Genomic DNA, 18,812 nt, shown 5'->3' on the forward strand with positions numbered 1-18,812 from the left:
CAGGAGCCCCCCGTGCCCGTCGACATGCTCGATCCCGCCACCGCCCTCGTCCTCGTGGACCTCCAGAAGGGCATCACGGGCCTGCCGACCGTCCACGACCCGGCGACGGTCGTCGCCCGGGCTGCGGTGCTCGTCGACGCCGCCCGTCGTGGCGGGCGCCCGGTCGTGCGCGTCCGCGTCCAGTTCTCGCCCGACGGTGGAGACCTGCTCCGCGGGCGCACCGACTCACCGGGACCCGCGATCGCGCCCGCTGCCGACTTCGCCGAGCTGGACCCGCGCGTGCCCTCGGCGCCGGACGACCTGCTCGTCACCAAGCGAGGATGGGACGCGTTCACCGGCACCGAGCTCGACTCCCGGCTGCGACGACGTGGCGTGCGATCCGTGGTCATCGCCGGGATCGCGACGAGCATCGGCGTGGAATCCACCGCGCGGACGGCACGCGAGCTCGGGTACGAGGTCGTGATCGCCCACGACGCCGTGACCGATCTGGTCGCCTCGGCGCACGCCACCAGCCTCGACGTGATCCTGCCGAGGATCGCCCGGCTGGAGTCCGCAGCGGTGCTGGCCGATCAGCTGGCCGGGCGAGGCTCGTCGTCCGCGCCCTGCGACGCTCCGTCTCAGGCGAGCTGACGCGCCAGCTCGAGTGGGTCCGTCGTCGGCAGGGCGCAGACGAACCCGCGGCAGACGTAGGCGGTGGGCGTACCCGCGACGACGGGCCGGTCCTGCAGGAGCTCCGGTCCGCCGTCGCGGCCGCCCGGTTCGCCGACCGCGACGACCAGTCCGGGTGCGACCGACCGCAGCGCGACGCGACGCAGCGTCCTCGTCCGCGGGTCGTCGCCAGTCCCGACGATCGCCACCTCCCGTGGCCCGTCGAGCATCGCCTCGAGCACGGCGAGGGCGGCTCCGGCTGCGCGCGGGAACCGCGTGGCGAGCGAGAGCCCACCGCGGACCGCGCGCTCGGCGGCCTCCCGGTGGCGCAGCGAGCCGGTCAGCGCGGCGTAGGTGAGGAGGGCGCCGGCGGCGGCGGACTGACCCGACGGCGTCGGCCCGTCGGCCGGGTCCTGGGGTCGGCCGATGCGAGCGACGACCACGTCGGTCGCGTCGTCGGCGGTGTCGTAGAAGCCGCCGTCCGGGGCGGCGAAGTGGTCGAGCAGGGTCTCGAGCAGGCGGCCGGCGACGTCGAACCACCGGATGTCCCCGGTCACGGCGAACAGCGCCAGCAGTCCSTCCGCGACGTTCGCGTAGTCCTCCAGCACGCCGGTCGCGGCGCCGGGGACTCCGTCGCGCGACGCCCGGACCAGGCGCGTCGAGCCGTCGACCTCCTCGCGCACGTGCGTGGACACCACCAGGTCCGCGGCATGGACCGCCGCCTCGAGCAGGTCGGGCCGCTCGAGCAGCACCGCCGCCTCGGCCAGGGCGGCGACCGCCAGACCGTTCCATCCCGACACCACCTTGTCGTCCCGGGCCGGTCGCGGCCGTCGCTCGCGGGCCTCGCGGAGCCGTGCGCGCACGTCGGCGAGGCGGTCCGCGTCCTCGGGGTCGCTCCGGAGCTGCAGCACGGACGTGCCGTGCTCGAAGGTGCCCGCCGACGTCACTCCCAGCACGGTCGCCGCCCAGGCGCCGTCCTCCTCACCGAGCACCTCGCGCAGCTGGGCCGGGCTCCACACGGAGAACGCGCCCTCGCGGCCCTCGCTGTCCGCGTCCAGGGAGGACGCGAAGCCGCCCTGCGCCGTGCGCAGCTCGTCGAGCATCCAGTCGGCCGTCTCGACGGCGACCCGGCGCATCAGGGGCTCGTCCGTCGCGCGCCAGCCGTGCGCGTACACCCGCAGGAGGAGGGCGTTGTCGTAGAGCATCTTCTCGAAGTGCGGCACGACCCAGTGGGCGTCCACCGAGTACCGGGCGAAGCCGCCGGCGACCTGGTCGTACATGCCACCGCGCGCCATGGCGTCGAGCGTGCGCCGCGCCATCTGGAGCGCGCCGTCGTCGCCCGTGCGCGCGTGGTGGCGGAGCAACCACTCGAGCACCATCGACGGCGGGAACTTGGGCGCGCCCCCGAAGCCGCCCGAGCCGGCGTCGAACGTGGTGGCGATGCCGGCCAGCGCCTCCGCGGCCAGGTCGGCGTCGTGGACGGCGGCGGGCGAGCCGGGCGTCGGCCGGCCCGACAGGGCGTCGGTGATCGCGGCGGCGGTCGACTCGACCTCGTCGCGACGCTCCTGCCAGGCGGCGGCCACGGCGGCCAGCACCTCCGAGAACGACGCGATCTGCTGCACGCGGCGCGGCGGGAAGTAGGTGCCGCAGAAGAACGGCTCCCCCGCCGGCGTGGTGAACGCCGTCATGGGCCACCCGCCCGAGCCCGTCATCGCCTGCGTCGCCGCCATGTAGACGGCGTCGACGTCCGGTCGCTCCTCGCGGTCCACCTTGACGCACACGAAGTGCTCGTTCATGAAGGCGGCGACGTCGGGGTCCTCGAACGACTCGTGGGCCATCACGTGGCACCAGTGGCACGCCGCGTAGCCGACCGACACCAGCACCGGGACGTCCCGGGCCGCAGCCTCGGCGAACACCGCGTCGCCCCACTCGCGCCAGTCGACCGGGTTGTCGGCGTGCTGAAGCAGGTAGGGGCTGGTGGCGTTCGCGAGCTGGTTGGGCACGCCTCAGGTTCCGTCACGGACCGCCCGAGCGCGACCCCGCCCGCCCTCGATTTGCCGGTCGCGGGCCGCCGGGCTGGGAGGGGTCGGTCGCGGCGGTCGATGAGAGGACGCGCTGACAGACGGATCCTCGCCGACTAATCGTTTCGGACTTCGCCGGACGCGTCCCCCGGCGCCCGCCGACTGGCAGCATGAACGGCGATGTTAGCGCTCACATCGACTCCCCTCCGAGTCGACGGCGCATCGCGCACGCGCTGAGGCAGCGCCCAGTGCCGCGCATGTCTGAACACTTTCCTCAACGACAAGGAGCAGACGATGACGTCCTCTTCTACGGGCCTACCCGACCGTCGGGCGACCACCCTCGTCGCGGCGCTGGCCGCGGCCGTGGTCGGCGTGGTCCTGGCTCTGGTGCCGGCCTCCCCGGCGGCAGCAGCCACCATCGACACCACCGCCTCGTACGTCCTGCTGAACCGCAACAGCGGTAAGGCCCTCGACGTGTACAACCTCGCGACCAACGACGGCGCCCGCATCACGCAGTGGTCCCGCAACGACGGCCTGCAGCAGCAGTGGCAGTTCGTCGACTCGGGCAGCGGCTATTACCGGCTCCGGTCACGGCTGTCGGGCAAGGTCCTCGACATATCCAACCGCTCGACCGCGGACGGCGCCGCCGTCATCCAGTGGACCGACAACAACGCCACCAACCAGCAGTTCAGCCTCCAGGACATCGACGGCTACATCCAGCTGATCAGCCGCAACAGCGGCAAGGCGGTCGAGGTGCAGGGCGCGTCCACCGCCGACGGCGGGAACGTCGTCCAGTACTCGGACTGGAACGGCAGCAACCAGCAGTGGCAGCTGGTCCGGGTGGGAGGCTCGACGACGCCGCCGCCGACCGGCTCGTGCACCCTGCCGTCGTCCTACCGGTGGACGTCCACCGGCGCGCTCGCCACGCCGCGGTCCGGGTGGGCCTCGCTCAAGGACTTCACGACGGCCGAGTACAACGGCCGGCACCTCGTGTACGCGACCACCCACGACAACGGCTCGTCGTGGGGCTCCATGAACTTCGGCCTCTTCTCGAGCTGGTCCGACATGGGCTCGGCCTCGCAGAACGCCATGTCGTCCGCCACCGTGGCGCCGTCGCTGTTCTACTTCGCGCCGAAGAACATCTGGGTGCTCACCTACCAGTGGGGCGGCACCGCGTTCTCCTACCGGACGTCCAGCGACCCGACGAACGCCAACGGCTGGTCGTCGCCGCAGACCCTGTTCTCGGGCAGCATCTCCGGCTCCGGCACCGGACCCATCGACCAGACGGTCATCGGGGACGGCACGAACATGTACCTGTTCTTCGCCGGGGACAACGGCAAGATCTACCGCGCGAGCATGCCGATCGGGAACTTCCCGGGCAGCTTCGGATCGTCCTCGACCGTCGTCATGAGCGACTCCACGAACAACCTGTTCGAGGCGCCGCAGGTCTACAAGGTCAAGGGCCAGAACCAGTACCTGATGACCGTCGAGGCCATCGGTGCCAACGGTCGGTACTTCCGCTCGTTCACCGCCAGCAGCCTCTCCGGCTCATGGACGCCGCAGGCCGCGTCGGAGGGCAACCCGTTCGCAGGCAAGGCCAACAGCGGCGCGACGTGGACCAACGACATCAGCCACGGTGAGCTCATCCGGTCGAGCAACGACCAGACGATGACCATCGACCCCTGCAACCTGCAGCTCCTGTACCAGGGACGCTCTCCCAGCTCCGGCGGGGACTACGGGCTGCTCCCCTACCGCCCGGGGCTGCTGACGCTGCAGCGCTGACGGCCCGGCCCGGGTGGTCGACGGGCACGGGAAAGATGACCGCGGAGGGCGGGCTCGGTCGGACCGGGCCCGCCCTCTCGTGTGCTCCCCGCCGCTCGCTGCTCGGCGAGCGCGTCCGGCCAGGTCGCGCAGCACGAAGGCCCGGGAGCGGCGGTCTGCACCGCCGCGCCCGGGCCTCCGTCAGTGTGTCCGCCTCAGGAGCGGGACCACTGCATGCTGGACGCCGAGCTGCAGGTGCGCTGCTCCAGCGCGGCGCCGGCAGTGGTGGAGCCGTTGACCACGGTGAGGTACTTGCCGCTGCCGAGGTTCACCAGCTGGGAGTAGCCGTCGCCGGTCGAGCGCCAGGTGAACACCTGGTTGGCGCCGTCGTGGCACGTGTACTGGATGGCCGCTGCGCCGTCCGCCGTCGAGGCGTTGGCGACGTCGACGCACTTGCCGCTGTGGACGCTCTGCAGCCGCACGGTGCCGTTGCCGGCGTCGAGGAAGCGCCACTGCTGCCACGCCGCGCCGTTGCTGGTCCACTGGCCCACCACCGCGAGGTTGTCGAGGTTCGGCTGCTGGACGTCCATCACCTGCCCGCTGTTGCGGTTGGTGATGCGGAAGGCGGTGCTCCCCCCTGCGCTGAACTGCCACCAGTTCATGTTGAACAGGTTCCCGCTGCCCCCTGCGAACCGCAGGTACAGGTCGTGCGTCCCGGAAGCTCCGGAGATCGGGCAGGTCGTGGTCGTCCAGCTCTGCCACCCGCCGGTCCCCGCGACCGTGCAGGTGCCGACGACCGGACCGCCGGCGCTGTCCAGCCGGACCTCGATCCGGCCGCCGCTGGTCGCGGAGGCCACCCGCGCGGAGAACGAGCCCGCGCCGGCGCCGAACGCCACACCCTTGACCTTGAGGTAGTCCCCGTTCTCGATCCACCCGACGTCGCGGCCGCCCTCGCTGGACGCCTCCGTCTCGATGCCGGAGCTCCAGGCGATGGTCTCGGCCTCCTGCCGGACGTACGGGTCGAGCGTGCCTATCTGCGGCGCACCCGTCGTCGTCATGCTCAGGGTCGGGATGGTGCCGTCGGCGTTGTAGCTGAACTTCTCCACCGCCACGGACCGCGTGTAGCCGCCCCCTCCCGGTAGCGCACCGTCGTGGTAGAAGAGGTACGACCCGCCGTTGAAGTCGATGACTCCGGGATGGTTGGTGAAGCTGCTGCCCTGCGTGGGCATCACCGTCCCCCGGTACGTCCACGGTCCCGTGGGCCCGGGCGCCGTCGAGTAGCCGAGGAACTCCGAGCAGCAGCGGGCCGCGAAGACGTTGTAGTACAGCCCGCCGCGCTTGTAGACCCAGGGCCCTTCCTCGAAGAGGGTCGGGCGGTCGGGGTTCCCGGTGCGGGTGCCGAATCCGGCGGTGGTGAGCGGGATCTGCGTCGGGCTGCCGGAGAACGAGATCATGTCGGCGTTCAGCCGGACGTACCAGAGGTGGGGGTTGCCCCAGTACAGGTACGCCTGCCCGCCGTCGTCGACGAGCACGGTCGGGTCGATCTCGCCGTTGCCCACCAGAGGGTGGCCGAGGGCGTCGCGGAACGGACCGGTCGGGCTGTCGGCCACGCCGACGCCGATGACCATCTGGCCGTTGGACCGCTGCCGCACCGGCACGTACCAGTAGAACTTCCCGTTGCGCGGGACCACCTGGCCGGCCCACGCGTTGGCGTCCGCCCAGGCGAAGGTCGCCAGCGACATGGGCGAGCCGTGATCGGTCCAGTTCACCATGTCGGTGGACGAGAACACCCGCCACTCGCGCATGGTGAAGTACGTCGAGGCGTCCTCGTCGTGCCCGGTGTAGAGGTAGACGCGGCCGCCGTACACCATGGGTGCCGGGTCGGCCGTGTAGATGTGCTGGACGATCGGGTTGTCGGCCTGCGCAGCCGAGGGAGCGAGGACGACCGCACAGACGAGCGCGGCCAGCAGGGCGACGACCGCCTGCAGCGTCCGGCGAGCGGGCCGGGCGGTCACGCCCGGCTCCATCGCTGGTTGGTGCCGCCGTGGCAGGACCACAGGATCACGGCCGTGCCGTTCGCGGTGTCGCCACCGCTGACGTCGACGCACAGCGACGGGAAGCGGACGTTGCTCACCGTGCCGTTGCCGTTGAACGCCCACTGCTGGTTGGTCCCGCCGTTGCAGTCCCAGACCTGCACGCGCGTGCCGTTGGCGGCGCTCGGCGGGACGTCCAGGCACTTGCCGAGGATCCGCAGGGCCCGACCGTCCTGGGTGATCTGCTGGTTGGCGTTGCCGTGGCAGTCCCAGATCAGCGTGCCGGTGCCGTTCGTCGTGGTGCCGTTGTCGAGGTCGAGGCATCGCCCGGAGGACTCGCTCCGCAGCCGGAACGTGCTCGGCGTCGACGGGTCGGTGGTGGTGCCGCCGCTGACCCGGTAGACCACCGTGCCGTGCGCCGGGACGCTCGCCGAGATCGTGCCGGTCGAGGTCGAGGTGGCGTTGGTCCACGCGTCCCGCAGCGTGAACGACGTGCCGTTCTTGCCGACCGCGGCGGCCGTCGTGGAGACCGTGGTGGTCGAGGCCCCCTGGTTGAACAGGGCGACCGCGACGTCGCCGTTCGCCAGCCGCTTGGCCAGCACGCGTCGGGTGCCGTCGTTCGACACCTGGACGGCCTGGCGGGCGAGGGCGTCCTGGTTGATCGCGACCAGGTTGCCGTTGCGCAGGATGTCCAGCGTCGCCGAGCTGGCCGAACGCAGGTCGTTGCCCATGATCAGCGGCGAGGCCATCACCGCCCACAGGGCGAAGTGGCTCCGCATCTCGGTGTCCGTCATGCCGCCGTTGCCGACCTCGAGCATGTCCGGGTCGTTGAACCCGCCCGCCCCCGCATAGCTCGCGAGCGGCGCGGTGACGTTCACGATGTTCTGGATGCCCATGGGGTAGCCGTTGGTCTGGCCGGTGTCCCACGCCCGCGTGATGTCCTCCGTGGTCCGCCACAGGTTGGCCACGTCGCTCCAGCTGCGCTGCGGGCCGGTCTTGGAGTGGACGCTGTTCGAGTTGATGCTGTAGACGATCGGCCGACCCGTGGACGCCAGCGCGTCGCGCATGATGCCGAACCGGGCGACCTGCTCGGTGATGGTGCCCGTCGGTGAGCACCAGTCGTACTTGAGGTAGTCGACGCCCCAGGCGGCGAACTGCCGGGCGTCCTGGTACTCGTGGCCGAGACTTCCGGTGGAGCCGGGGTAGCTGTCGAAGTACTGCGCGCACGTCTGGTCCAGCGGGCCCTGATAGATGCCGAACAGCAGGCCGCGGGAGTGCAGGTAGTCGCCGAGCGCCTTCATGCCGCTCGGGAAGCGCTGCGGGTCTCCCTGCAGGTTGCCCTGCGCGTCGCGGTTCGGGTTGAACCAGCAGTCGTCGACCACGACGTACTTGTAGCCGAGGTCGCGCAGGCCGTCGTTCACGATGGTGTCGGCCATCTGGCGGATCAGCGACTCGTTGATGTTGCAGCCGAACGTGTTCCAGGTGTTCCAGCCCATCGGGGGCGTCCGCGCCACGCCGTTCTCGAGCGCCTGCGCCGGCGGGGGCGCGACGAACGCGTCGGTCAGCATCGTGGCCAACGTCAGCGCCAGGACGCCCAGGACTGCCGTGAACCATCTCGTCGGTCTACGCACGTGCATCTCCTTGGTCGGGGACCGCGGCGTGCCGGTGCTCGCCGGTATCGCCGGGCCGTTCAGGAGCCGACACCGGTCGTGGCCAGGGACGTGCGCCACGTCGGGCGTGCGGCAGCTTCGGAGGCGAGGAGTGCCCCTCCCCCTGGGGCGGCGATCCCGGGTCGCGGTCGTCGCCGGCGTCGCGCACCGAGCGGTCCGGCGAGGCTTCGTTGCCCTCGCGACGGCGCGATGTTATCGCTCACATTTGGTCAAGAATCGTTTAAGGGAGCGCTTTTGGTGCGCATCCCGCCGCGGGCGCACAGGCGCTCCCGGTGCGGGCGGCGCGCCCCGCGGTTGCCGCTCCTGCACGGCGGAGTTACGTTCTCGCGGACGTGGTCCTCGACCACGCGCGGAGGTCAGGACGCGGCCCTCACATGCGGCAGCCCCCGGCTGCGCGCGAGCGGAGGAGCCATGGCGCAGCTCAGTGCGGAGCGGACCGCAGCAGGGCAGGCGACCGCCCGGCGACGGACCGCGCGCTTCCATCGGCGCGAGGCCATCGCCGGCTACCTGTTCATCTCCCCCTGGATCGTCGGGTTCCTGGTGTTCACCGCCGGCGCCATGATCTACAGCCTCGTCATCTCGTTCAGCCACTACAACCTCGCCACCAACACCGCCCGGGCAGCGGGTGTGGAGAACTACCGCCAGCTGCTCGAGGACCCCAAGGTGGCCACCGCGCTGGGCAACACGTTGTTCTACGCGCTGCTCGCCGTGCCGCTCGAGATCACGTTCGCGCTGTTCCTCGCCTCGCTGCTCAACGGCGTCGGCCGGGGCGCCGGCTTCTTCCGCACGGTCTTCTACCTGCCCCGGATGACCCCGATCGTCGCCACCGCCGCGATCTTCTTCCTGCTGCTCAACGGCAACACCGGAGCCGTCAACCAGTTCCTCGGCGTCTTCGGCATCGAGGGACCGCAGTGGCTGGTGGACCCGACGTGGATCAAGCCGTCGATCGTGCTCATGCAGCTCTGGGCGGTGAGCGGCACCATGGTCATCTTCCTGGCCGCCCTGAAGAACGTGCCGCGCGAGCTCTACGAGGTCGCCTCCCTGGACGGCGCCGGACCCGTGCGGCGGTTCTTCAGCATCACGCTGCCCATGATCTCCAGCGCGGTCTTCTTCAACGTCATCGTCCTGACCATCGCGGCGTTCCAGGTGTTCGACTCCGCCTACCTGCTGTTCTGGCGCGACCAGTCGAACTCGTCGCCCGAGGCGTCCCTCTTCTACGCCGTCTACCTGTTCCAGCAGGCTTTCCGACAGTTCAACTTCGGGTTCGCGGCCGCGATGGCGTGGCTGATGTTCGTGATCATCATGATCGTCACGTTCGGGCAGATGCGGTTCGGCAACCGGCTCGTCTACTACGAGGGAGACCGCTGATGGCGACGATTCCCCTGGCCGGCCCTCGGGCCCTGCCGCCCTCCGTGGAGACCACCCCGGCTCCGGCCCCGCCCCCCGAGCCGCGGAGCCCCGGACGCCGGGTCGGCCGGGTGCTCCTGTGGGTGCTGCTGGCCGCGTTCACCCTCATGTTCCTGTATCCGTTCGCGTGGCTGCTCGCCGCGAGCCTCAAGGGTCGCGGCCAGGTGTTCGACAACTCTCTGTGGCCGTCGGAGTTCCACTGGCAGAACTACGCCGAGGTCTGGCACCAGCTCCCCCTGCTCAGCTGGATCTTCACCAGCGTGTCGATCGCGCTGCTGGCGGCCGTGAGCGTGGCGCTGTCCAGCTCGATCGTCGCGTTCGGGTTCGCGTACTTCCGGTTCCCTGGCCGCGGGATCCTCTTCGGGCTCGTGCTGGCGACGATGATGCTGCCGGGCGCGGTGACGATGATCCCGATCTACCTGATCTGGAAGAACCTGGGCGCGCTCGGCACGTGGATCCCGCTGTTCGGCGCCAACCTGTTCGGCTCGGCGTTCTACATCTTCCTGCAGCGGCAGTTCTTCCTCGGACTGCCCCGCGAGCTGTTCGAGGCGGCGCGGATCGACGGCGCGAGCTACTGGAAGATGTTCTGGAAGGTCGCCATGCCGTTGTCGATCCCCTCCTTCGTCATCGTGTTCCTGTTCGAGTTCCAGGCCAGCTGGAACAACCTGCAGGCCGGCCTCATCTACCTCAACGCCGGCACCGTCGAGGGCTTCACCGCGCCGCTCGGCATCGCCTACGCCATGACCAAGTACAGCCCGACCGCCGGCGGCCAGGGCGACTACCAGTACGTGATGGTGGCGTCCTTGCTGGTCACGCTGCCGATGCTGCTGCTCTTCGCGTTCGGTCAGCGGTACTTCATCGAGGGGGTCGCGACGACGGGACGCAAGGGCTGAGTCGCGCGACCAGCATCCAGGTCTGGCCAGTGCCTGCTCGCAGGCCAGCGTCCGCGCGGTGTGCGCACCACGCGTGCTCACCGATCCACGACGTCGACCAGCGCCTCGGCGTGCTGCCCGAGGTGCAGGTCCCCGATCCGGACGTCGACCGCGACGGGGACCCGCCGCCGGGGTTGCTCGTCCGCACTGACGGCCACCTCCACCGCGAGGTCGCCGCCGCCCGGCAGCACGGCCTCGACCGCCTCCGGCGTGGCGCGCCAGCCCGCGGGCACCACGGGCACCAGGACGAGCGCCTGCGGTTCGTCGGACGGGTTGTGCACGTTCACCGTGAACACCCGGGTCCCACCGACCCGCAGCTCCGACCGGTACGGCTGGATCCGGGCGAGGATGCCGTCCGCGACGCCACCGAGGACGTCGGGCAGTAGCTCCCGGTGCCGCAGCACGACCTCCTCGCCCTGCGCCTCGAGCATCGCCAGGTAGGGCTCGTCGACCCAGCGGGGCTCCCAGTGCCCCGAGACCATCACCCCGGGCGCGACCCGTCGGTACAGGGCCGCGCTCGCGCGGTAGTCCTCGACCCGGAACCGGTTGCGGTACTGGTAGTTGAGGAACTCCCGGCGCTGCCCGGGGATCCCCAGCCCGTCCTGCTGGTCGCCGGTGACCAGCACCCGCAGCCCGTCCACGTCGAGCTCGAACGCGGCGGCGTACAGCGTGTGCCCGGGCAGTTCGTGGACGGTAATCGCGTGCTCGCGCCAGCGCACGGCCGCGCCCGTCGGCAGCCGGCGGTCCACGGGGATCGGGTCGAACCACAGGCACGGCAGGTCGTAGTCGCGCGGCGCCTCCAGCACGGGGGCCACGTTCTGCGGGGCCCAGACCTGCGTGCCCTCGACGTCGCGCAGCAGGTTGAGACCGGCGACGTGGTCGTCGTGGTAGTGCGTGACCAGCGCGACCTCGACGTCCTGGACGCCGTACGAGCGGCGCAGCGCGGGCAGCGAGGCGAGCCACGGGCGACGGGACGAGCGGTCGTGGCCGGAGGGGAGCCCGGTCGTCATGTCGTAGCCGTAGTCGATGACCAGGGCGGCCCCCGAGTCCGACAGCAGGACGTAGCTGCAGGACGTGCTGGACGTGTTCAGCAAGAGGTGTTCCGTCAGCTGCAGGTACGGCTGGTCGAGCCGCGCCCGCAGGTCCCACGGCAGCGGCCGGCGTGAGTCGACGTACGCGCGCATCCGCGCCGCCAAGAGCCCGAGCGCGTGCGGCGGATCGTCCATGGGCTCGCCGTGGGATGGCAGCAGCAGGTCGAGGTCCCGGTCGAGCAGCGTGTAGCAGCTGAGCGCCGTCATCGCGGCGCCCTCCGTCTCCGTGTAGCTCCACTGCGTGGCCGCCAGTGACCACACCTTGCCGGGGGCGTAGACGAGGTCCCCGGTGAACGCGATCGTCGCGCCCTCGCGCTCCAGCAGGTAGGTGACGGACCCGGTCGTGTGACCCGGCGTCGGCACGGTGGTGACGTCGATGCCGCCGAACGACGCGGTCCGGTACTCGGGCACGACGTCGTGCACGGGCACCGGCGCCACGAGGGCGAACCGGTCCTGCCGGAGGTTGTAGTCGTTGTCGACCGGTCGCGTCCGCCACATCTCGGCGACGCCGTCGAACAGGTCGCGCTCGATCGGCGGCACGTGGATGCGGATGCCCGCGTCGACCGCGCGCGGAAGGCCCTGTGCCTGGTCCCGGTGATGGTGGGTCATGAGCACGTCGGTGATCCGGTCGATGCCCATCTCGGCCAGGAGGTCCAGCGCCAGGCCGGAACCGAAGTCGATCGCGATCCCGGTCCGCCCCGGGTGGGCCACCACGACGTAGACCCGGCACGTGTCGCTCACCCGGAAGACGCCCGGGGCCACCTCCGCGAGCAGCGATGTGGCCATGTCTCCCCCTGCTAGGAACAGGCTCGAACCGCGACAGCTGGCCTCGGGCGCCGGCGCCACCAGTGCGCGGTCGGCGGCGAGGTCAGCCACCGCCGATGTGCACGGCCACCTCGTCCGTGCCGGAGCGCCGCACCGTCCCGCCGAACTCGCGGCTGTGGTGGACGAGCCACGTCAGAGCCGCCGCGCCCGCGTGGTCGCCGACGGTCAGACCCGACAGGTCGATGTGGGGTCGCTCGCCGGCGACCTCGAGCAGGCGGCCGACCGTCTCGCGGAAGCCGGGCGCCGAGTGCACGTCCAGCTGCCCGCTCGCGACGATCACGGCGGGGTGGTCGTGCGTGCCCAGCTGGATGGTGACGTCCATCGCGCCCTCCGGGACCACGAGGTCGCACCGGCTGTTCTCACGGTGCCGCCACACGGAGGTTACGCCGGCTCCCGGGCGAGGGCGACACGCGCCGCCATCATGAGACCTCCTGGCAGGACCCGGAGCGCTCGACCTGGTGGAGCGGCCGCTGCTGCCGTGAGCCCGGCGCGCGTCTCGGGATGCGGACCAGGCCACTTGAGCCGACCCTGGGTGAAACGGCTCTCCGGCACCACGTGCCCGGAGCAGCCCCTGCGTCGAGAGCACGGCGCGATCACACCGGTCCTGCGGGACGGAGATCGCCACTCTCGGCCCTCTCCCGCCGCGGCCCGGCCACGGACCGTCCCCGACCTGCAGGGTCGCAGACCTGGGCGGAAAAGGAGCACCCATGAGCAAGAGGCAGCGCTGCGCCATCGCCGTCCTCCCCGTCGCCGCGCTGGTGCTGGCCGCCTGCAGCTCGGGCGGAGGCGACGCCGCCTCCACGGCGAGCACCGACTTCACCGGCACGCCGAGCGGGACGATGAACGGCTGGGCGTTCGACAACGCCGACGACGTCGGGACCTCGCGCATGGACTACGCGGCCGGTCAGCTGGACGGGGTCACCATCAAGCTGGACCAGACTGCCTTCGACGCCCAGAAGTTCACCACCCGCCTGGCCGGCGGCGACGTCCCCGACGTCGTGCAGATGGACCGTCGCTACGTCACCACGTACGCCGCGCAGAACCTCATCGTCCCGCTCGACCAGTGCTTCGCCGCGCACGACGTGGACCCGGACACCCAGTGGTACCCGTTCGTCGTCGACGACGTCCGCTACCAGGACAAGGTTTGGGCGGTCCCGCAGTTCTACCAGCCGCCGGCGATCCTGCTGAACAAGAAGGTCATGGATGCTGCGGGCGTCACCGACGACCAGATCGACACGTCGAACCCGGACACCCTGCTGGCCGCGATCGCGACGATGTACAAGGAGTCGGGCGGCAACCCGGCGACGCTCGGCCTCGACCCCGTCGCCACGGGGCAGGCCGGGCTGTGGGTCCTCGCCCAGGGCGGCAAGCTGACGGACGAGAACGGCAAGCCGACGCTCGACGACCCGTCGAACGAGGCCGGCCTGGAGCTGCTCAAGAAGATCACCGATGCGCAGGGCGGGTTCGCCAAGATCAAGAGCTTCACGGACTCGTTCGACACCTTCGGCGACAACAACCAGTTCGTGGCCGACCAGGTGGGCGCCCAGGTGGACGCGCAGTGGTACCCGAACGTCCTGTCGCCGTACCTGAGCACCATCCAGCTCGCGGCGGTGCCCTTCAAGGACAAGGACGGCAAGCCCTTCTCCGTCGCGTCCGGCACGGCGTTCGTCATCCCGGCCGGCGCGAAGAACCCGGACGCCGCGTGCGCGTGGGCGCTCGCGCTCACCACGCTCGACGCGTGGAAGGCGGCCGGCGAGGCACGCAGCGCGACGCTGAAGGAGAACGGCGGCCTCAACACCGGGCTCTTCACCGGCTCGCCGGAGGCGGACAAGGCGCTGCGCGAGCAGTTCGTCGTCCCGACCGGCAACGCCGGCTTCGACCAGGTGGTCTCGACCTACTACGACGTCCTCGGCTTCGGCAAGACGTTCGGTTCCTCGCCCGCCGGGCAGGACATCGAGAGCGAGCTGAACAACGCCGTGACCGCCACGCTGCTGGGCGACAAGTCGGCGAAGGAGGCGCTCGCGGACGCGCAGGGTGCGGCGCAGCGCGCCTTCGACAACGCCACCGCGGGGGGCTGAGCGATGCAGCCCGACGCCGACAGGGTCCCGCCGCGACCTCGGGACGACCCGCGCCCCCGCGAGCCCGACGACGTCCCGACGGCGCCCGACGACCCGACCGACCCGCCGCCCGCGGACGGGCCGCTCAACTCCGCCTGAGGTCTCCGCGTTGTCCGGCAGTGGTCCGCCGAGTTGCGACCACTCCCGGACGGCACTCCAATTCCAGCAGGGGGCCCATCCCGAGGAGGTAGCAGCATGGACCAGACAGGTTGGATCATCGTCGCCATCGTGGTCGTCGTGATCCTGGTGATCGCGGCCGTGGCGCTGAGCCGGCGCCGGGGGGCGCGCCGCGTCGACGCGGAGCGCGCCCGCGCGCAGCAGATCCGTGAGCAGGCGGCCGCCGACCAGGTGGAGGTGCAGCGGCGTGAGGCCGAGGCGGCGCGGCTGGACGCGCAGGCGCGGCTCACCCAGGCGGAGGCCGACGCCCGCGCCGCGGACGCCGCCGCGCTCCAGAACGAGGCGCGGGCCCGGGGCGCGGAGGCGAGCAGCGCCCGCTCCGAGCTGGACGAGCGGCTGAGCACCGCGGACCGCATCGACCCCGATGTCACCATCGAGGAGCAGCGTGACGTGGCGGCCGGCGAGCCGCGGGACGTGCCGGTCGAGCAGCAGCAGCGCACCGACCCTCGCGTGTGAGGACGGGGCAGGGGCGCGGACGAGCCGCGCCCCTGCCGCAGTCGGTCACGCGGTGGCGTCGGCCCCGGACGTGATCTGGGTCGTCTCGCTGCCGTGCTGCACCTCGATGCGGCGCGGCTTGGCCTCCTCCGTCACCGGGATGCTCAGCGTGAGCACGCCGTCGGCGGAGATGGCGTCCAGCGCGAGCCCGCGGCCGACGCTCAGCTCGTGCGACGCTCCGCGAGATGGGCGAGCCGGCGCAGCGTCTCGGTGTTGCGCGGGACCAGGAGGGCCGTGCGCACGGGGCGCGGGACAAGGGTTCCCGGGCCGCGGACCGCGTCCTCGGCGATCCGCACGGTGCTCCCGCCGCCCGGTCGCGCCCGCACCGAGAGGGCGACCCGGGCCTCGCCGGCCGGCCAGCCGCGCGCCGTCAGCTCGATGCCCCGCTCCGGGTCCCAGCTGCGCACCACGGTCTCGTCGTCGATGACCGCGGGCCACACCCCGAACGAGTGCAGCACCCGCGCCCCGGGCTCCGGCCAGGAGCTCTCCACCGCGCGGATTCGCGACGTGCCGACCACCCACGTCGCGTACGTCCAGCCGTCCGCCAGGACCGCGAGGACRGCGGCGGGCGAGCACTGCAGATCACGTGTCACGGTGGCCATGGCCCGACGCTAGCCACTCCGAGGCGGGCGGCAACTCGGCGGGCGTCCGCGACGGTCGCCTCAGGGGCGACGTTCCCCGTCCCCCGCGGCGACGCCCAGACCCTGACGATCGGGCTCCAGCGCAACCTCGACATCACCGGCTCGAGGGACCACCTCCCGGACCGTCTCACCGAGCAACCGGAGCTGGCGGTCCAGGGCCGCCTCTCGGTCCGGGGGCACGACGTCCGCGAGGTCGCGGAGGGCCGCGATCAGGCGACGGGAGACCTGCGGCGAGGCGGCGCCGGCGATCCGGATCTCGTCGAACGCGAGGTGGACGTAGGCGTCCCAGTCCATCACCGGCTCGAGGAGCCGGACCTGACCGGCCGCGTCGCGGTACACCCCGTCCGAGAGAGGTCGCCGGGCGATCTGGCGGAGGCAGTCGTGCAGGCGGTCGATCGCCTGCACCGCGGTGGTCGGGTCCTGCAGCGGCGAGTCGGACAGCGAACGCTGGGCGATGTCGACCAGCAGCCGCAGACCGTACGCCGCATCCCGGTCCAGCGTCCGTTCGAGCCCCAGCATKATCGCCTCGTGCACCTTGCGCTCGTCGAGCCCGACGGGCTCCCCGTGCACCTGGAAGAGCGGTGCCTCCGCCGGCACGAACTCCCCCAGCGCCGGCAGCAGCTCCAGGACGCAGCCGGCCCTCGTGGCTTCGTCGACGAGGTGCTGGTACCCGATCACCGTGATGACCCCGGACCTCGGCGCACGGATCAGGCGTCGGCCGTCCTCGGGGGCGTCCTCGCCGCGATCCGGGTAGATGTCGTCGAGGAGCTTGCGGGTCTGCTTGCCGACGAGCTCGATGAGGCTCGAGACCCGCAGCGACTGCCCGATGTGATGCACGTAGATGATCAGCACGGCGATGCTGACGATCACGAGGACGAATGCCGTCAGGACGGCCGTGCCGGGCACCTTGCCCGTCCCGTCCCCGTTCGAGGTGACCTCGTGCAGGGCCACGATCGCGAACGCGAACGTCGCGACGAACAGCCCGATGGCGCTCTGGCTGGGCTTGTCGCGCAACAACCGCTGCACGATGCGCGGGGAGAACTGGCCCATCGCGAGCTGGACCACGACCATCGTGATCGTCAGCACGAGGGCGGCCATGCTCACCATCGAGGCCGCGACCGTCGACAGGATCGCGATCGCGGCCTCGGGGCCGCCCACCACGGAGGTGGGGATCAACGAGTAGTCGTACCGCCGGTCGACGGTGATCGTGATGAGGGCGAGGGCGACGCCGCCCAGGACGAACAGGACGGGCACGAGCCACAGGCTGTTGCGGACGGTCAGCCACAGCTTGTGGAACCACATGCGCGGAACCGCCCGTCGTCGAGGGCGACCGGATGCACGCCCGGGAGGAGCCGACCGTATCCTCGCGCTGCGCCGACCGCGATCGCAGGGCCGCACGTGGTGGATCGCCCGACGGGCGGGGGCGCGGGTCCGGCTCGACCGCACAGGTCGTCCCGGACTGCCTTGGCCGGCGCTCTCGCTACCGGAGCGCCCCCGCCTCCTGCGTCAGGCGACCGCGTCCGCGTCCGCCGTGATCTGCGTGGCCTGGGTCCCGTGCTGCACCTCGATGCGCCGCGGCTTCGCCTCCTCGGCGACCGGGATGCTGAGGGTGAGCACGCCGTCGGTGTACGTCGCGGAGATCGCGTCGAGCTTGAGGCCGCGGCCCACCGTGAGCTGCCGGGCGTACGTGCCGACCGGGCGCTCCTTGGCCAGCCACTGCACGTCGCCCTGCTCGCTGCGTGCCGTCCGCTGCGCGCGGATGGTCAGCGTGCGGTCCTCGACGTTGACGTCGATGGTGCCCGGGTCCGCGCCGGGCAGGTCGACGTGCACGACGTAGTGGTCACCGGAGCGGTACAGGTCCATCGGCATCGTGGCCGACGCACGCTCGGCGGTGAGCACCTGGCCGACCAGGCGGTCGAGCTCCTGGAACGGGTCGAAACGGGTAGCCATGACCATCACCTCCTCGATGTCGAGGCACCGGACCGTCCGGGCCTCGGGGCTGTCCGGCCTGGCGGCCGGACTGGCTACAGAGGAAGAATTAGCACTCTCGCCTGTCGAGTGCCAGTCGTCCGGGGGCGTCGTTCGCGCGCGGCGAACGCTCGTCGTGCGACGTCGAGCGACGCCTGCGATGCTCGGACGAGGTGGAGCAGTCGGCCTGACGCGCTGGCCCGGAAGGGACGAGTGCCATGGACCCTGCCGACGCTCCGCTACCCCGCCGACTCGCCCGTGCGGCTGAGACGTCATCGGCACTCGACTCGCTCGTCGCCGTCCTTCGGCCGGTGGCAGACGCACTCGACGCGGCCCCACGCGTGAGCGCCGTGCTCGGCGGTGCGGTCGCCGGCCACGCTCTCCACCCGCCGCTGACCGACGTGCCCCTCGGCCTCTGGCTGAGCAGCTCGGTGCTCGACGCCCTCGGCCCCGACCACGGACCGTCCGCCGACCGATTGCTCGGCCTCGGCATCCTGGCGGCCGCGCCGACGGCCCTGACCGGGCTCGCGGACTGGCGCCGAGGTGGCCAGCGGGTCCGGCGCGTCGGCGCTCTGCACGCCGCGCTCAACAGCGGAGCGCTCGCCCTCTACTCGACGTCCTGGCTGCTCCGTCGTCGGGGCAACCGTGCCGCCGGAGTCGCTGCGAGCCTCGTCGCCGGCGCCGCCGTCGCGGCCAGCGGCTACCTCGGCGGTCACATGGTGCTGGTGCTGCACTCGCCCGGCGAGCCCAGGGCGGAGCCGGACAGCGGTCTGGACGGCGGCGACACCGTCCGGATCGACGTCGAGTCCGACCTGCCCTGACCGACCGTGAGGGTGGACAGATGAACGAGAGGAAGCGCGACGACGACGCGCTGCCGCCGGCGCCCGGACCCGAGTCGTGGTCGGCGGCCGAGGCCGCGGACTGGGAGCCGGACGACGGGGCGGCGCCAGACGAGAGCGCTACGGGGTAGCCACGCGGCTCCCACGCTCAGCAGGAGGCCGAAGGGACTGCCGGCGAACGACGACG

At 71.6% G+C, this 18,812-nt stretch carries 16 protein-coding genes; 8 read left to right on the forward strand and 8 right to left on the reverse strand.

Annotation, left to right across the window (positions count from 1 at the left end; all coding sequences use genetic code 11):
• Positions 1-12: 12 nt before the first annotated feature.
• Entirely contained in the window at positions 13-630 is a 618-nt protein-coding gene (locus AC1DQC_RS05690; RefSeq protein ID WP_477050247.1) for an isochorismatase family protein, read from the forward strand.
• Here the strand turns inward: AC1DQC_RS05690 and AC1DQC_RS05695 are convergent.
• Complete coding sequence (locus tag AC1DQC_RS05695; RefSeq protein ID WP_477050248.1) at positions 618-2,651, reverse strand: thioredoxin domain-containing protein; 2,034 nt, start codon at positions 2,649-2,651, stop codon at positions 618-620. The genes AC1DQC_RS05690 and AC1DQC_RS05695 overlap by 13 nt on opposite strands.
• A 312-nt stretch (positions 2,652-2,963) precedes the next feature.
• Between AC1DQC_RS05695 and AC1DQC_RS05700 the strand changes: the two genes are divergently transcribed.
• Complete coding sequence (locus AC1DQC_RS05700; protein ID WP_477050249.1) at positions 2,964-4,451, forward strand: non-reducing end alpha-L-arabinofuranosidase family hydrolase; 1,488 nt, start codon at positions 2,964-2,966, stop codon at positions 4,449-4,451.
• Between the two features lie 194 nt (positions 4,452-4,645).
• On the opposite strand, the gene AC1DQC_RS05705 is transcribed toward AC1DQC_RS05700, so the two are convergent.
• Complete coding sequence (locus tag AC1DQC_RS05705) at positions 4,646-6,445, reverse strand: family 43 glycosylhydrolase (protein ID WP_477050250.1); 1,800 nt, start codon at positions 6,443-6,445, stop codon at positions 4,646-4,648.
• A complete protein-coding gene (locus AC1DQC_RS05710) occupies positions 6,442-8,094 on the reverse strand; it encodes a glycoside hydrolase family 27 protein (RefSeq protein ID WP_477050251.1) in 1,653 nt (550 codons plus the stop codon). The genes AC1DQC_RS05705 and AC1DQC_RS05710 overlap by 4 nt, the downstream gene beginning before the upstream one ends.
• Before the next feature lie 450 nt (positions 8,095-8,544).
• Between AC1DQC_RS05710 and AC1DQC_RS05715 the strand changes: the two genes are divergently transcribed.
• Together AC1DQC_RS05715 and AC1DQC_RS05720 are read left to right on the forward strand one after the other, a co-directional pair.
• Positions 8,545-9,501: a carbohydrate ABC transporter permease gene (locus AC1DQC_RS05715; RefSeq protein WP_477050252.1), complete on the forward strand. Its 957-nt coding sequence runs from the start codon at positions 8,545-8,547 to the stop codon at positions 9,499-9,501.
• Positions 9,501-10,433 carry a carbohydrate ABC transporter permease gene (locus tag AC1DQC_RS05720; protein WP_477050253.1) on the forward strand — a complete coding sequence of 311 codons (933 nt, stop codon included), beginning with the start codon at positions 9,501-9,503 and terminating at the stop codon, positions 10,431-10,433. Before AC1DQC_RS05715 ends, AC1DQC_RS05720 begins: the two co-directional genes overlap by 1 nt.
• Before the next feature lie 77 nt (positions 10,434-10,510).
• On the opposite strand, the gene AC1DQC_RS05725 is transcribed toward AC1DQC_RS05720, so the two are convergent.
• On the reverse strand, positions 10,511-12,349 hold the full coding sequence (locus AC1DQC_RS05725) for an MBL fold metallo-hydrolase (RefSeq protein WP_477050254.1): 1,839 nt from the start codon (positions 12,347-12,349) through the stop codon (positions 10,511-10,513).
• Between the two features lie 82 nt (positions 12,350-12,431).
• Positions 12,432-12,710 (reverse strand): STAS domain-containing protein, encoded by a 279-nt coding sequence (locus AC1DQC_RS05730; protein ID WP_477050255.1) that lies wholly within the window; start codon positions 12,708-12,710, stop codon positions 12,432-12,434.
• Positions 12,711-13,095: 385 nt separating this feature from the next.
• Between AC1DQC_RS05730 and AC1DQC_RS05735 the strand changes: the two genes are divergently transcribed.
• Positions 13,096-14,466 carry an ABC transporter substrate-binding protein gene (locus AC1DQC_RS05735; protein ID WP_477050256.1) on the forward strand — a complete coding sequence of 457 codons (1,371 nt, stop codon included), beginning with the start codon at positions 13,096-13,098 and terminating at the stop codon, positions 14,464-14,466.
• A gap of 234 nt (positions 14,467-14,700) precedes the next feature.
• Positions 14,701-15,138, forward strand: coding sequence for a hypothetical protein (locus AC1DQC_RS05740; protein WP_477050257.1), 438 nt, complete (start codon positions 14,701-14,703; stop codon positions 15,136-15,138).
• A gap of 200 nt (positions 15,139-15,338) precedes the next feature.
• On the opposite strand, the gene AC1DQC_RS05745 is transcribed toward AC1DQC_RS05740, so the two are convergent.
• The 3 genes from AC1DQC_RS05745 to AC1DQC_RS05755 all read right to left on the reverse strand — a co-directional run bounded on the left by AC1DQC_RS05745 (position 15,339) and on the right by AC1DQC_RS05755 (position 17,768).
• Positions 15,339-15,779 (reverse strand): SRPBCC family protein, encoded by a 441-nt coding sequence (locus tag AC1DQC_RS05745; RefSeq protein WP_477050258.1) that lies wholly within the window; start codon positions 15,777-15,779, stop codon positions 15,339-15,341.
• 60 nt (positions 15,780-15,839) lie between these two features.
• Positions 15,840-17,120 carry a DUF2254 domain-containing protein gene (locus tag AC1DQC_RS05750; protein ID WP_477050259.1) on the reverse strand — a complete coding sequence of 427 codons (1,281 nt, stop codon included), beginning with the start codon at positions 17,118-17,120 and terminating at the stop codon, positions 15,840-15,842.
• Between the two features lie 204 nt (positions 17,121-17,324).
• The gene (locus AC1DQC_RS05755; protein WP_477050260.1) at positions 17,325-17,768 is read right to left on the reverse strand and encodes an Hsp20/alpha crystallin family protein; all 444 of its coding nucleotides are present in this window, start codon (positions 17,766-17,768) and stop codon (positions 17,325-17,327) included.
• A 329-nt stretch (positions 17,769-18,097) separates the two neighbouring features.
• Here AC1DQC_RS05755 and AC1DQC_RS05760 point away from each other — a divergent pair, with 329 nt between their 5' ends.
• A complete protein-coding gene (locus tag AC1DQC_RS05760; protein ID WP_477050261.1) occupies positions 18,098-18,607 on the forward strand; it encodes a DUF2231 domain-containing protein in 510 nt (169 codons plus the stop codon).
• A 20-nt stretch (positions 18,608-18,627) separates the two neighbouring features.
• Positions 18,628-18,756: a hypothetical protein gene (locus AC1DQC_RS05765; protein WP_477050262.1), complete on the forward strand. Its 129-nt coding sequence runs from the start codon at positions 18,628-18,630 to the stop codon at positions 18,754-18,756.
• The last annotated feature ends 56 nt before the right edge of the window (positions 18,757-18,812 follow it).

Source organism: Cellulomonas sp. P4_H12 (assembly GCF_056400905.1).

Excerpts from the sequence above, each read along its gene's own strand:
- AC1DQC_RS05700 (WP_477050249.1), top strand. The coding sequence starts at position 2,964 with ATGACGTCCTCTTCTACGGGCCTACCCGACCGTCGGGCGACCACCCTC.
- AC1DQC_RS05730 (WP_477050255.1), bottom strand. The coding sequence starts at position 12,710 with ATGGACGTCACCATCCAGCTGGGCACGCACGACCACCCCGCCGTGATC.
- AC1DQC_RS05755 (WP_477050260.1), bottom strand. The coding sequence starts at position 17,768 with ATGGCTACCCGTTTCGACCCGTTCCAGGAGCTCGACCGCCTGGTCGGC.
- AC1DQC_RS05765 (WP_477050262.1), top strand. The coding sequence starts at position 18,628 with ATGAACGAGAGGAAGCGCGACGACGACGCGCTGCCGCCGGCGCCCGGA.
- AC1DQC_RS05740 (WP_477050257.1), top strand. The coding sequence starts at position 14,701 with ATGGACCAGACAGGTTGGATCATCGTCGCCATCGTGGTCGTCGTGATC.
- AC1DQC_RS05720 (WP_477050253.1), top strand. The coding sequence starts at position 9,501 with ATGGCGACGATTCCCCTGGCCGGCCCTCGGGCCCTGCCGCCCTCCGTG.
- AC1DQC_RS05715 (WP_477050252.1), top strand. The coding sequence starts at position 8,545 with ATGGCGCAGCTCAGTGCGGAGCGGACCGCAGCAGGGCAGGCGACCGCC.
- AC1DQC_RS05725 (WP_477050254.1), bottom strand. The coding sequence starts at position 12,349 with ATGGCCACATCGCTGCTCGCGGAGGTGGCCCCGGGCGTCTTCCGGGTG.
- AC1DQC_RS05735 (WP_477050256.1), top strand. The coding sequence starts at position 13,096 with ATGAGCAAGAGGCAGCGCTGCGCCATCGCCGTCCTCCCCGTCGCCGCG.